The 14,909-nt window shown below is 65.3% G+C and carries 7 protein-coding genes; 3 read left to right on the top strand and 4 right to left on the bottom strand.

What is annotated here, in order from left to right; all coding sequences use genetic code 11:
* Positions 1-91 precede the first annotated feature (91 nt).
* Positions 92-319, bottom strand: a complete 228-nt coding sequence (locus ON19_RS36370) for a recombinase (protein ID WP_086006791.1) — start codon at positions 317-319, stop codon at positions 92-94.
* Positions 320-487: 168 nt separating this feature from the next.
* Positions 488-625, bottom strand: coding sequence for a hypothetical protein (locus ON19_RS42635; protein ID WP_174377769.1), 138 nt, complete (start codon positions 623-625; stop codon positions 488-490).
* Between the two features lie 804 nt (positions 626-1,429).
* Here ON19_RS42635 and ON19_RS36365 point away from each other — a divergent pair.
* From ON19_RS36365 to ON19_RS36355, 3 genes are all read left to right on the top strand, one after another.
* Positions 1,430-6,559: a hypothetical protein gene (locus tag ON19_RS36365; protein ID WP_043703596.1), complete on the top strand. Its 5,130-nt coding sequence runs from the start codon at positions 1,430-1,432 to the stop codon at positions 6,557-6,559.
* Positions 6,556-9,699, top strand: a complete 3,144-nt coding sequence (locus ON19_RS36360; RefSeq protein ID WP_157230033.1) for a hypothetical protein — start codon at positions 6,556-6,558, stop codon at positions 9,697-9,699. Before ON19_RS36365 ends, ON19_RS36360 begins: the two co-directional genes overlap by 4 nt.
* An 82-nt stretch (positions 9,700-9,781) precedes the next feature.
* Positions 9,782-10,774: a peptidoglycan-binding protein gene (locus ON19_RS36355; RefSeq protein ID WP_083899903.1), complete on the top strand. Its 993-nt coding sequence runs from the start codon at positions 9,782-9,784 to the stop codon at positions 10,772-10,774.
* 368 nt (positions 10,775-11,142) lie between these two features.
* On the opposite strand, the gene ON19_RS36350 is transcribed toward ON19_RS36355, so the two are convergent.
* A complete protein-coding gene (locus ON19_RS36350; protein ID WP_043703590.1) occupies positions 11,143-13,647 on the bottom strand; it encodes a tyrosine-type recombinase/integrase in 2,505 nt (834 codons plus the stop codon).
* Positions 13,644-14,900: a tyrosine-type recombinase/integrase gene (locus tag ON19_RS36345; protein ID WP_043703588.1), complete on the bottom strand. Its 1,257-nt coding sequence runs from the start codon at positions 14,898-14,900 to the stop codon at positions 13,644-13,646. Before ON19_RS36345 ends, ON19_RS36350 begins: the two co-directional genes overlap by 4 nt.
* Between the last annotated feature and the right edge of the window lie 9 nt (positions 14,901-14,909).

Genomic DNA, 14,909 nt, shown 5'->3' with positions numbered 1-14,909 from the left:
ACGCAATCATCGAGGAATAGGCAGACGGCAATCAGGCTGTGCCTCGCGAGATCTCTCATTGGCAGGGATGAGAGCTCTCGCGAGAACGAGTTCACTCCCGGGCTCGCTGCCGCGGTGTGGCTGGCAGACCCAGTGTGACCGTAGGCCGTTGCATCCGCCGCTGGGTATCCTCTCGCTTGGCGCGTAGGAAGGTCAGCGTCATGTTGATCCCTTCGATTTCCCCAGCCCAGCCTTCTACCTCGGCGCGTTGGAGGCGTTGCTGCAGATCGTCCTCCAACTCATCGAGCCGAGTGATCATCCGGGGATCGACGTGCAGCATTGGGCAACGGATACAGGCTTCTCTGAACTAACTGGCCACGCCCATCTCGGCGTCGCCCGAACGCACTCCTCTGCCGCAGACAGTGTGTGCGAGCACGGCCAGTTCGCACGTCGGCGTCCCCTCGGCCGAGCGGAGGTAGTGACTGTGACTGTCGATCGATGCGCCCGCTCAGTCGACGGCGGTCTCTACCGCAGCGGCGATCGGTTCGAGCCCCGCGACCAGCTCATCGAGTTCGTCTGCGCTGCCCACGTAGTAGGCCCGGCGCCCTTGCCCCTCCGACCACCAACTTCGTTCACCGACATTCACCGATCGTCACCGAAACTTGACCAAGGCGGTTTCATACCAGCGAATGCAAAGGTTGGAATGTCCCGAGAATCGGGCAACGAGCTGGGATTACCCGTAGAACGAAGTTCCCGTGCCCGTTTTGGTTGGCACTCGCAAACGTCGACTCAGGCAGCATGGCTTTCTCAGTGTTGCCTGAAGCGTTATTTCGGCACGTCGGGCAGATTGGGCAGTATTGACGAACTGCCTTCCTGCACTCACACTGACACAGGTGGGAAGGTGTACCGATGGTCATCAATCCAATGGAGTGGCTGTTACGACGGTTTCGAAAGTTTGACAGGGTGCGAGAGTCGGCGAATACTCCGTTTCACTCAGCGATGTCTTAGATAACTATACACAGTGAACACTACCGCTGTTGAGAGTCTTTCGCGGCTCATGAAGTCCGGCGTGAACGAAGCCGGCGAAGCGCTTGTTCAGGTTGTTCGGAGAAGCAAATTGCTTGCCGTACTTGGTGTTTCACTGGCACTGCTCCATGAGGGCGGCGGCGGTGAACAGTTCGAGCAAGGTCGTGGTAGCAGGTGATCACCTCACCGGCGGTCATCATGTCGAGATATCGCCACCGCGATCTCGTCGAGAAATTTATCCACGCCGTCGTCCCTCGGCGAAGCAGGTGGACGCAGTAGTCGGCTACTTGAGTCTTCACCCCCCTGCGCCGCAGAAATTAAGTAGTTCGTTACTCATGTGCTCCAGCATCCGACGTGGCAGTGTCCAGAGCAGCTGCGGGGCCTGGCAACGGCAACAGGCCATCGATGGGAATGGGACCGGCCGATGACTCTTTACGACGACCTGTTGCCGGTTCGGCATGGGGTGGCGATCAGCGGAGCGATCGAACAGTTCCTCTCGGCGCTGCAGACATCGGACAGTGCTGTCGCCGGGGACGTGCACTCCGGTATCGTGCGAGCCTCGGTCAACGCCAAAGCACTGGGCTTTATCCAGCTGGCGTTGGACCCCGGCAGCCCGCCGGTGCCGTATCGATGGAAAGCGCTGGCGGGCGGCGGATTTCAGGTTGACCTCCTGCTTTCGGGTATTCCCGGGCTGCTCAGCTTCGCCGACCCCAACAAGGTGCTGCACGCCGCACAAGTCGTCACGGCTGCAGACCCCGGCGGCGGGCCGTCCAAAGCGTGGCTGACCCAGACCGCCGACCCGGTCGACCTGCATGCGGCTCTGGCGTTGCGCGTCGCCGGCACACCCGCATCGCCGGCGGCGATCACCTGGCTGAAATGCGAAGTGGGCCAGGATCCGGTAGACGACGTCTTCGTCGTCGAACCGACCCCGCCGCACATCCTGTTCGGCGACAGCGGGTTCGGCATCGACCTGACGAACGGCGCCGTCATCGACGCCAACACCGCCACGTCGGTGCCAGGGGGACCGCCGCCGGAGTGGACCGGCGTCACCGTCTCCAACGCCAAGCTCTACGTTCCGCGCGACGTCCCGTTGATCGGTGGGCGGCCGATCGACTTCGACCTGCAACTGGGCACGCCCGGCGGGCTGGCGGTCTCGGCGCAGGCGACACTGGCCGGCGACGCCACCCATCCCAGCATCGACATCCGGCTGGACTGGCAGGATCCGGGCGCAGCATCGCTGGCCGACCTGGTTCCCACCGCAATCGAAGCTACGGCGGCCTTCCCGCTGGCCGGTCGCACCGAACAGGCCGACGGCAAGGCGTTCACATTAGCTGGCGGAGACCCGATGACGGTGCGAGTGCGGTGCGCGCGGGCGCTGGCGCCTGGCGCCGGCGTCACCTTCGAGGTGTCAGTAGACGCCGTCGGGCCCGACGGTTTGGTCAAAGCCACCGGCACCGATCCAGGTGGGAAGGCGGTCGTCACCGCCGCCGCGCTGGCCGCCGCGCTGGTGGCCGACTCCATGCTGGGCAGCGCGCCGCCGTCGGGGGATCGGTCGGGCATCTGGCTACACGAGTTGCTGACCGCCGCCGCGGGCGCCAGCGCATTCTTCGACTCGGCGGGCAAGGTGGTCGTCGATCGCGTTTCCGTGTCAGCGTCTTCAAGTGACGGTGCGCACGCGCTGCAACTGAGCGTGGACTATCTGGTCGACGTCGCCGTGAGCACCTTCGACGTCGGGGTGATGAGCATCGCGATGGACGAGCACCAGCCGATGCGCATCCGCTACCGCAACGTGGCCGTGGAGACCACCGGCAGCGACCTGACCTCGATCCACCTCAGCTTCGACGAAGCTACCCTCGACGTCGAGGATCCCGGCCTGTGGACGGTGCACTCGCCCGGTTCGCTGCTCGACATCGTCGGCAGCCGATCCGGGCACGGATCACTGTGGTACGAAGTCGATCTGAAGTTCAAGGCCGACCTGGGCCCGATCACCATCAGCGACGCCACGGTGCGGATCACCGCGGGTAACGCCGGTCTGCGGATCGGGCTGCGGGGGCTCGGTGTGGACATCTCGACCGCGGCGCTGACCGGACACGGAGAGGCCAACGTCGCCGACACCGGCTTTAGCGCCGACCTGTGGGCCAAGCTCGGCGATCCGCTGGGCATCGCGGCGCGCGTATTTTTCGCCTACAGCGGCGGCGGCCTGCTGCTCGGCGTCGTAGGGGCGCTGCCGGGCCCAATACCTCTGGGGCCCACCGGGCTTGGCCTCTATAGCGTCGGCGGGTTGTTCGGCATCAACGTCCACCCGGAGCTTAAGCTTCCGCCCGACGGTGACATCGTTGAACGTCAGCTCAAATGGAAAGAAACCGACGTCGTGGCCGACGCGGGTGCGATGATGTTCGGTCTGTCCGCCGGTGTGGGCACCGTCTATGACCTCGCGTTCACGTTCAGTGCGACCGGCAAGCTCGTGCTCACCGTCCCCGACGTCGCGTTCCGGCTGGCGGTCAACGCCGCGGTGCTTTCCCCGCCCGACTTCGTCAACACTGGCGACGGCCCGCTGCAGGGCCTGATCGTCGTCGACGAGTCCGGCATCATCGTCGCCGCACGCGGCCGCTTCGACATCGAACACCTTGTGCAGGTGGCCATCCCGCTGGATGCAAGGCTGCCGATCGCCGACCCGTCGTCGTGGTATTTCCGGCTGGGCTCCGACGGCGCACCCAATCGGCCTCCAGGTCCGATGACCGCCACGGTACTGCCCGACCTGTTCGACATCGGCGGGTCGGCCTACTTGATGGTCGCCGGTGACACCATTGACCGGCTCGGCAACGTCGGCCCCCCCGTTATCGATCTGCCCGGCCCGGCGATCGGGTTCGGCCTCGGCGTCGACCTCAACTGGGGAGTGCCCTCGCCGATCTGGCTGCATCTGTCGGCACGGGCACGCGCCGGACTGGCGACCAGCCCATGGTTTCTGGCGGGCTCGGGAACGATCAGTGGCTCACTGCATTTGGGTCCGTTCTCGATCGGCGCGTACGCCACGCTGAGCGTGCAAGTCGGGCCGGGCGCGGCACTGGCTGCGCAGTTTCGGGTGTGCGGCAGCATCGACTTGTGGTTCACCGAGATCGAGGGGTGTGTCAACCTCAGCATCGGCGGGCAGCCACCCACCACGGTGCCCGACCCGGGCCCGTGGGGAGCGGCGAAGATATCGCTGTCGGATCGTCATTACGTAGAAGTGGCGGTGGCTGCTGACAGCGCGAACGAGGCACCGGTGGTGTGGCCGGACATTGTGCCCATCGTGGCGTTCGACTTGGGTCCCGACCCGTCGCGGCTGACGCTGCTGGCACCGGGGGCTGACCCGGCGAAGGTGACGCCGTTCACTGGCATCGACTGGTTGCAGTCTACCGGCGCCACCGGGAACGACAAGCTGCGCTACCTGCACCGGCTGACCAAGGTGCAACTGTGGCAGGTGGATTCAGGCGGGGCGGCCACACTGCTCACCAATGGCCTGGAAGCCGCCTGGCAGCAACCCAAACACGCCGAGGCCATCGGGGCGTGCAGCGGCATCGGCACCGTGGGCGCGCGCGAATTGGCGCTGCTGACTCATCGATCCGATATGTGGGCGCACCGGCGCAGCGACGGTGCCCGCAACACCGCGCCCGGTGTGGACCCGGTCACGACGACCGCGAACGCGTGCCGGGGCCGCCACGATGCGGGTGCCGGCTGGGCCCTGGGCGACCGCGCGTATCCCAGCGGAGCGGTGTTCGTGCTGCCCGCTGGGCCCGAAACCGCCCAACACGCTTCAGTGTTCACCGCGACCGTGTCGATCGCGCGGTGGACCGAAGGGGTGCTGCTCAGCGAGGCCACCATGGCGGGTCTGCTCGGCACGCCGCTGACCTTCCGGCCCGCCGGTGTCATCGGCATCGACACCGTCGTCGCCGCGGGCCGAGCCTTGGGCGCCGGGCTGGCGCTTCCGGCGGTGAGTTCACCTTTGCCGCTGGAGAAGAGCAGAGCCGTCCTCGGCGACGACACCAACATGGCCGTGACGATCACCGCCGACGACCCCCTGCAGAGCGCGCAGCTGTGGGTGGTGGCCGACCAGTTCTACGATCTACTCGACGAGATCTCGGTGACCGACATCGATTCCGATGCCCCATGGTTTGTCACCAGCCCACAGAAGCTGCCCGACGGGCGGCTGCGGGTCGCCTACACCGCACCAACTGGCACCCGCGGCGCGCGGGTGGGATACCCTGTCCTGCAAGCAATTACGGTGCTTGGACTCTACGGTACCACCAACGCCGCGGCCGCCAACGCGCGTGCCGCTGCCGCTAACGCCGCGAAATCGGCGGGCCGGATCAGCGCCCACAACGGCGCGCCACCGCAGTACCGCACGCCGCTGAAACTCAAGCCCGACACGCTCTACAAGATCGCGGTCGGCACCCAGGTCGGCGGCACCGTCGACGGCGGCAAGAGCGAAACAGTGTTTCCCGGGTCCGGAGAGGCTGTGCGGGAGTTCTGGTTCCGGACCGCCAAGCAGCCCGCGCCGGGGGCGCTGGTGCCGGACCTGCACGCCGCGCACGCGCCGATCCCGCAACTGGTGTGGCACGAAACCGCTTGGACGCAGGAGAAATTCCGGACCGACTATCTCATGCGGTACCTGAGCAGCTACACCCCCGCCGACCGCACCCAGCACTGGTATCTGGACGATCCGCTGGTCGCCAACTTCGACCAGGACCACGTCGACCAGTTGACCGCCCTCTACGGCTATTCGCTTACCCTGCAGTGCCAACGCACCGACGGGCCGCCCCAAACCCCGGCAGATCCCGAACCCTGGCTGGTCACAATGAATCCGGCGTGGCGTGAGCTGGCCGACATCGAGGTGCTCGACCCGCTGGATAGGCGCTATCTCACCGAGATCGACCCGGCGGCAAGCTGTCCGGTGCCCAAAGCGGGCGCCAGCCTGGGCGCTGTCGCCGACGACCTGCAACCCCAGGCCACCTATCAGCTGCAGGTCGGCTTCACTCCCAGCGGCGGTGCGCCACCTGCCGCGCCGCTACCGGGCATCATCTTCAGCACATCGCGCTATCACAACCCCGACGCCCAGATCGCCGAGCTGGGCTTCGGCGCTGCGGTGGCCGGTGCGCCGAACGGGCGGCTGCTCGTCGAGGCCGTGGCGCTGCCCGGGGCGCAGGCGTCCGACGCCGCGATGGCCGAGGCGCTGGAGCAGCTCGGGCTGGAGGGCTGGCCGCTGCCGGTCTCCGGACGCACCAGCGTGCTGTGGGCCCGGGAAACCATGGCGCTGGTCGGGGTGCTGATCGAGTCCCCGGAACCGCTGTCACGGGCCGGCCGCCTCAATGTGGTCAGCTTGAATGCCAACGGAACTCCCTTGGGGACGGTACTGAGCGATTCAGCGCGGTGCCGGTATCTGTTCACTTCGGCAGCTGCCATCCCGATGGCGGCGAGCACCGTGGTGAACCTGTCGTTGACCTATAACGATCTCGCGACGGTTAAGACGGCGGCTTGCACAACCACCAGTCCCGTGCGCGCGGAGGTGCTGCTGTGAAGCGACAGGCGTTTACCCCGGAGTCGCTGTTCCGGGTCTCCACACTAGGTTTGCGTGACCGCGGCGACGACCCCTACGTGCAAGTCGGGCCGCAATTGCGGTCTTGGGTCAACCCGGCGATTGGTTTTCCGTTGCGCGGTTTCACCTTTGCCCCGCTGACCCGCGATTCGGTCAATCCCGATAACGGCATCTTGGTGCGGCCGCTGCAGATCCTGTGGTGGACCTACGATGATGCCGGACGCCCCGAGGTCATCGAGGACGATCCTCAAAAGCCTGTCAAGATCCAGGGAGACCGACCGATTTACGGCGACATCGTCGATGTCGCCGGGGACGCAGTCGGCGATCTGCAACCGTGGATCTCCTGGCTGCGCCTGGACATCGACGAACACGGCCCTGTCCAGATGGCGATCCTCGGGCGCGCAGGCAGCCCGCAGGAACGGATCCTGCTCACCCGCAACCACTTCCCGTTCGCGCTGGCGTCCACGCGGATCCGCCGCATCCGACTGCTCGGCGAGGGGGTGGTCACCAATGCGCTCGGGCTGGACCTTAGCAGGGGCGTGCGCGAGTTCATCGATCCCGCACCGGAGCGATGGGTGCGCGTGAGCTTGCCGCTGGATTCAGCCACCGCGTGGGCCGATGCCGGCGGGTCTGCCGACGGGCGCGCGCGCGCAGCGCAAGGGGCTGCCCGCCACAGCGGCCCGCCCAATGCGCCGGTCGATCGCGACCTCGGTGACGGCGACGAGCTCGCCCGATTGCACACGCTGCTGACCGGCGTGGGGGACACGTCGGTGCAACCGCTGCTGGAGGCCGCTTACGCCGACCCCGCGACGTACCCAGGAGATGTGCAAATCCATCTGGAGATCCCCGGCGAGCGGCAAAGCGCCCAAACGGATTTGGGCAACATCGCCACACTGATCACCGCCGCGGCCGACCCCGGCATCGCGCGCTGGCTGGGGCTGTGCACGCCCGCCGGTGTCGACCTCGACGACGAGTCGGTGCCGATGGCGTGGATCGGATGCGGATTGTGGGCCGCGCGGCCCTCGGCGGTGGCCAGCGGTGGGCCGCCCGCCACCACGATCGATGACATGCGACGTTCGATGGGGCTATGCGGCCCGCCCACCGCCGACGTCAACTTCTGGATCTCACAGGCTGGCGGCCCGGACGCCATCAGCCCCAGGCAGTTGGCCGAATTCGGCCTGATCGGGCTGCCGCTGTTCACCCCCGCCGTGATCGGCGCCGTGCCCGATCGTCCGCCACCCCCGCAGATCAGTGCCGACGGGCCAGGGCCAGGCGGGCACGGACAGTGGACCGGGGCCAACACCTACATCCAGGACCTCGCGATCGCCGGACCGCCACCGGCTAACGTGGTCGCCTTCACCCGCACGGTCGACGGCGCCACATCCTCACTGCACGCCGTCATCACCGCCGATGACGGCACGCAGCGCGCCGTGACGCTACTGCCAGCGCGCCGCGAGACCATCACCGGATGCGTTGGCGCACTGACTGATCCGATGGTGCCCAGCGATTCGTCGGTGACTTGGCACGTCGCGGAAGGCGACGAGTTCGGCCGGTGGGGCAAGCCCGCATCGCTAGATGCACAACCACCGCCTCGGCCGCCGCTTCCCGCACCCACCGGCCAGATCTCGTTTGCCGCTGACTTCGCGCTGCGCGACGCGCCGCCCGGGCTGCGCTCACCGGGCCTGATCACCGTCAGTGTCGATGTGCCGCCACCGGACGCGCTGGGGGCGGGCTGCCCGCCGATCACCACCGTCAGCGTCAATGCGGACACCTTCGATGCGCCTTTCCCCGACGACAAGGTGACCTACACCGTGGCAGCGGATGCGACCGACGTCGGGCAGACCGTCGATCGGAACATCGATGTCATCTTCAAATCCCAAGCCGGCAACGCCAGTTCGGTCCTGCGTGTCCGTGTGGTCGATCCGCGTCGGCCGGCACCGATCGTCACCGCTGCGAGCATCCTGTGGACAACGCGGCCCAACCCGGCGGGCAGCGCCGAAATCGACCTGCGCTGGAGTGCCGCGCCGGGACATGCCGGCTACCGAGTCTACCTCGCCGACGAGCGCGTCATCGCCGCACAACTCGGCGTCGACCCCGCCTCATCCAACCGGGCCACCCGCGCGGCCGCACTCTGCGAGCACCAGCATCAGCCGATGAAACGCGAAGCGTTCACCCTCATCACCAACACGCCGCTGGTCGCCGGCGGCGACGGTGCGGTGCGGCTGGTACATCCAGTCGGCGGCGCGCTCCAATCGGTGCAGTTCGTGAGGATCGTGCCGGTCAGCGGCGCCGAAGTCGAGGCGCCTTTCAACGACTGCGGCCTTGTGCCGGTGGCGATCCCCGCACCCGATGCACCGCCCGCCGCGGCGGTCCGCGTCGGCGGTGGCGGTGGCGGTGACCAGCTGACGGTCGAGGTCGACGCGCACGGCGTCAACGCCACGGTGATCGAACGGCTGCAGTGCGGATTGCCCGACGCACCGGAATACCGCATCCAGTGCAGCGATGCCGCCACCGGCTCCTACCTGTACGGGGCCCTGCTCGACGAGGGGAAACTCGTTGCGGCTGCGGGCTATCCAGACACCTACCACGCCAGTGTGCCCGCCGACACGTTGGCAAAGCTGCCCGCGTTCATATCCGTGGCACTGACCGCGCAGGTGCGTTACCCGGCCGAAGTGTCGACGATGCCCGGCGCGGTGCCACTGCCCTCACCGGTCGGACGCACCGCGGGACCGCTGGACCATCAACCCTCGCAGTGGAGTGCGCCCAGCGCACCCATCACTGTAATGCGAACCGCCCCGGCGCCGGACTACACCGCGACCGCACGTCGCAGCGCGACCGGCGTCGACCTTGTGGTCGCGGGACTACCGGTGAACCACCCGAAGCAAGTGGCGCCGTGGCGACTGATGTTGTGGCGCAAAACCACCGACGGCGACATGCAGCTTCTCCACCCCGCCAATGCCACACTAGCGGTGCAGCCCGCTGTCTCAGCCAGCGCCGACGGTTGGGAAGTGCCGACCGAGCTGAGGGTGCACGATACCGAACCCCAAACCGAAGGATATCTGGCGGTGCTGATCGACCCGCTCGGAGTCGCGGGACCGGCGAAATTCGTGGCCGTCGCATAACCCACAAGATCGGGGTCGAACGGACGTATCCGTCAGACGATTCCCTCGGAGGACTCCCGTAGCAACGAAAGGACTAACTCAGATGGCCGATCTCCAATCTCCGCGCTTTGCTGGCGATCCAGTACTCGAAAGTTGTCTCGACGGCACACATAGGATGCACTGGCCCGAGCAAGGCGGGGCAGTCGCAAAAGTTCAACAAGCACTTATCGATCTTGCATACCCGATTCCGAGTGGGGCGACGGGGAACTTTGGGCAGGAGACCGGAAAGGCAGTCACACGGTTCAAGCAGGCACACCACCTTTCACCTTCTGATCCTGTAGTCGGCCGGGGGACAATGTCAGCTCTCGACGCCGATATCATCGCCTTCGATGCGGGCAACGATCCAGTGCCACCTCCTCCGCCCAAGCTGCAGGCGGTTACCTTCTGGATTAACGCCTTCATTCCCGACCCGTCTCTGACGCCCTTCGTATTCCCGGCTCCTGGGGAATCGGCTGGGCAGTCGATGGTGGTTGTGTCGGAGATTGTGGCGACCTACTACTTCCTCGGAGACAATCGCATATACGACAGTGACCTGGCAGCGTCGTCTCGAATCCATTCGTTGGTTGAAGTCACACAACTCGACACGGCCGAGCCAGTGATCAATGCATGCGAGAATCGATGCGGCGAAAGTATTGAGATCGACACGAACGGGCACATCATCGGTCGTGGCAAGGCGCCAACCGACCGGATCGCATTCAGTGGCCTGCGCGGCAACACATCTATCGACGCCAACGGTGATGTGATCGTAGACAGCCCGAACCCTGGATATGTTCAGCTGGACTACGTAGCCGCCGCGAACTTGCCCTTACTGCTGGGCGCGCCCGACATCGACATGAACGGAAATATCGGCATCGATAGAGACGACCTCAACTTCTCGTTTCGCGGATCGGTTGATGGGTTCCCTGCATTCGAGGCTTACGCGTCCTTCAATTATGGGATCCCGATCACCGTACTCCAGATGCCACCAGTGCATCCACTTCAATTACTTGGCGACGCTACCCGAGGTATCAGTGTCAGCGTGCCAATCCAGCTGTAACTTTGCGAGTGCAAGCCGAACATCAGTGGACGATTTCAGGAACTGAGGTGACGCGGGTGCAGAACTAATATCTCCCCGGGTACTCGATGAAGACAGCGAAGCGAGGTCCATTGGATAATCCGATATCCAGGGGGCCCATATGAGGCTTGTTATTGTGCCTCCTGCCGCATCTAGCTTCGTCCAAGTCCCACCCACGCTGTTGCCAAATGTATTACACCGTATTAAGGTTTTCGTTTTCGTCGGAGGAATCAGCACGGCCTTATCATCATCATCCCGACATTCGCTTCCACCACAGTTGTTGTAGTGCGCGGTTCGACACGGCCAGTCTATTTCAAGGCCGATCGAGGTGTGCCGAACCATGCCGAGGTCTACTCGGCGATGGTCGGGATGTCACGGGCAGACGCTCGTCCGAAGATGGACCCGAACGTAGGGATGCCGAGCTCGGTTCCTGTCACCGCTCGCCTGAGCGTAGCGTCTACCTGGGCGAGCTTGTCCTTGACACCGGCATAACTGACCTGGAGACCCTCAACTTCGCCGAGCCAGCCTTCGCGTTTGGCTTCGATGATGCGTGCTTCGAGGTTGTCGTGGATCTCTTCGAGCCGGGCTCGCTGGGCGGGGTCTGGCCTGAGGAGCGAACATCTGACACAGGCGTGCTCATGGACGCAGGCCGTGGCGAATGCTCGGGCGCACGTTCCGACCGAGACTTTGCGTTTTTCGAAATGCGCGAGGAACGCATCCCATTCGGCATCGGTGGGCGTGCGGTATTCCTCGCTGGGGCGCGTGGCCCGGCGGCGGGCGATGAACGCTCGATGTGCCTCGATCGTCTCGGCCGGGTAAACGGCCTTGTAGCCCATGGTGGTGTCGATGGTCTTGTGGCCGCAAATGATCTGGGCGATGTGCGGGGGCAGGCCGTTCATGATGGCGTCGGTGACGAATATCCTGCGGAAGTCATGGGCTTGGAAGCTCAACGGATCGCCGTTGGCGTCGGTGAGCGCGGCGGCTGCGAGGGCGTTGATCAGCAGCTTGCGGATTGCGCAGGCGGTGAACGCGCGTCGCTCGTTGCCGATGCCGCGCTGAAACAGCACTGGCATCGGCGGGTTCCAGATCTTTTCCCTGATGTCGTAGGAAGCGACCAAAGGGATGGATCCGTCGGGGCCGCGGAGGCGTTGGACGATGGCACTGAGAACATCGGCTAGTTCGGGGCTGACCAGGAGCATCCGTTCGGTGTCGGTCTTGGATGGTGCGATCTGGAGCAGCGGCACCAGCTCTCCGGTGCCGGGTAGCCGGTATTCGGTAATGCTGTGATGGGACAGTTCGAGCAGTTCCTCGCAGCGGATGCCGGTCAAACGCAGGACCTCGATGGTGGCGAACGCCCAGAACGCCTCATCTTCCTCGTAGGACAGGTTGCGGCGTTTGCCGGTGGCGATGTCCTCGGCCCAGACGATTCGTCCAATCGCTTTGGGGACAACAGCTTTGCGCAATGTGCCGTTGCTGCCGGCGAGCACGGCTCCCGGTTCGGCAGCCTCGGCGGCGGCGAGCAGACGAGCAGCCGCCAAGCGCCGATCGTTGGCGCTCCGGACGAGGATCGGCAGGACGGGCAACCGCTCGCGGGTGCGTTGGTCCATGCGGGCCTTGCGGTGCTTGAGGTCCTTGCCTTTCTGCACTTCGGCATCGGTGATCGGGCAGGGCGCGACCCACGGTCCCCATCGGGCGGGATCCTCGACGGCCCAGTGCGCGATATCGAGATAGAGCGCTCGAACCCGCAGCAGTTCGTCCTTGTAGTTCAGACGAGGCGTCGGCACTTTGATCCGTTCGCCGTTCGCGTTGATCCTGGTGCGTTCGACGGTGGCGAGTTCGTCTTTCCATGTCCGCACGATCTGCGGCGGGATCCGCAGCGTGTCGATACCTGGAGCGAGGGTTTCGATGCGAGCCCAGAACAACCCGGCGAGTGTTCTCGATGCGGCATCGAGACTGGTGAAGTCGAGTGAGGGCTGTCGTTCGCGGAGATAGTCGACCAACAGGTTCCGGACGGGTTCGGACTGGATGCGGTAGCGGTCGACGAGTTGTTCGATCGTGAGCCGTCCGCCGGCCAGGCCGAAGGCGCGGATGCTGTGGGGTGCGTTGTCCGGGAAGATACCGAGGGCACGGAGCCGGAGATAGAAATCGACCTTCTTCTGCCCGCCGCGCGTGTGGACCTGGCGCATCGTTTCTACGAGCTCCACGCAGTCTCCGACCGCGATGTCCGCCATGGTGCCGCCCTTGCAGGCCAGAATGATTGCGATGCGCGACGCTGCAACCTTCGAGTCCGCATAGGAGCTGTCCGGCTCGCCGGCTGCCAACTCGGCAAGTCTGGCGAATCCGTTTTGATCCCTGACCTCTGCCATCACGGCAATCAGATACCGATGGGACCGCGTAAGCATCCATGCCAGGCTGGGACGCAACACGTCGCCGCAGGTCAACATCAGCAGCCCGGACTGCAAGTCGACCGGGTCACCGGGCCCGGTCCTGCCCTGGTTCTCTACCAGCCAGGCTACCGGCAGCTTTACCCAATCCGGTCCCAGGTGCCTCTCTGCTCCGCTGGCCAACCAACGCGCCTGCCAGGTCTCGCCGGGGAATGTCGACAGCCAGGACAGGATCTTGGCGACACCGCGCCGTCGGCCATCTCGAGTTCGGCTGAATCCGGCTACGAATGGTGCCGAGCTCAGCCGTTGCCGCACCTGCTCGGCTGTCGCCGCGGTGTGCGGCCACCACACCCCGACAGGCCGCGGCGGAAATTCGTTGCGCAGCTGAGCATTCCGCAGGCGTTGCTCGCCGGCTACTGCGGCGATCCCGGACAGAGGTTTGCGTGTGCTGTGTTTGACGACAGAGGTCACATCGTTCTCCCGAACAGCACGCTCAATGTCTGCGGGTCGTATCCGGGTGCTGGTGGTGGGGGTATCGGTTTGTCGCGTTGTTCCGCGGTGCGGGCGTGATGCGCCAAGACTCCGGAGATCACCTCGCTGTTGTCAGGGGTCAGGTAAATCTCGGTGGTGGACAGGTGCGCATGGCCCAAGATGAGCTGGACGTCGCTCAACGTCAATTGCGGGTCGCGGGCCATTCTCGCGGCCGCGCTGTGGCGCAGGTCGTGCAAGGTCCAGTCCGCGCCGAGTGTGGTGTTGGCGCGCTGGAACATTCGGTGCGCCGCGTGATAGTTCAACGGACGCCGCGGCCGCCGCAGGGTCCACCACACGGGCTGGATCCGGCCTGGCGGGATCTGGCCGTGCAGTTCCTCCTGATACAGCCTCAGCCAGACGAAGGCATCAGCCGAGGCCGGAACCTGTTGGATAGCGCGAGTGCCCTTCCGCACCACGGTGATCAGTTGCTGGCCGGGGTCGATATCGCACTGTCGGACTCCCAGCAGCTCCGAGGCGCGTACCCCGGTCGAGGTCCAGAAGGCCACCAGCGCCCGATCGCGATTCGATCCCAGCGCAGCGAACAACTCGTTGAACCGCTGATCGGGAATCGCGCGAGGAATCCGATGTGGCACCTTCGGCCGGTAGCGCCCGACCCGCTCACGAGCCCACCCATCCATCGGATTTCGATGAGCGAGGGCTCGACGTGACCGTCGAGCCCGATCGAGTGGGAACGGATTGAGTATCGGACCAGTGCCCGCATCTCGGTGGAAGTCGTAGAAGCCCCGCAACACCGTCTCCGAGTGTGCCACGGTCGCGACCGAATATCCCGTCCCAAGTGCCGGCTTACCCGATATCGGATTCGGCGGTACTGCAACGCTATTCGTCCACCCGGTGCTGCGGCCGCCCGTGTGCTGCATGCGTTGCTTCACCGTCAGCTGGATCCAGCAGCTGAAATCGCGCGCCTCCACTCGGGTTGCCCGATCCCAGTCGACCTCGACGGCCTGCATGAACCGCCACCACCGCAGCAGGTCCATGCCGTACGAACGCAGCGTTGCCGGAGATCGCCCCGCCGCCAACAGTTCACGCAGGAACAAGCTCACCGGCTCGACAACCTCGCCGTCCGCATCGAGCAACCGGTAGGGCTCGCTGCACTCTCCGGTCGATACCACCTGGCCGTCGCGGGGCACCACCAGAACGGCGAGGTCGCGGTGGCTCTTCTCCGATTCGATCACGCGGGCAAG

The organism is Nocardia abscessus NBRC 100374 (genome assembly GCF_000308455.1).
Classification (GTDB): domain Bacteria; phylum Actinomycetota; class Actinomycetes; order Mycobacteriales; family Mycobacteriaceae; genus Nocardia; species Nocardia abscessus.
The sequence above is the reverse complement of the archived record's forward strand: the minus strand, read 5'-3'. Positions and strand labels throughout refer to the sequence as shown.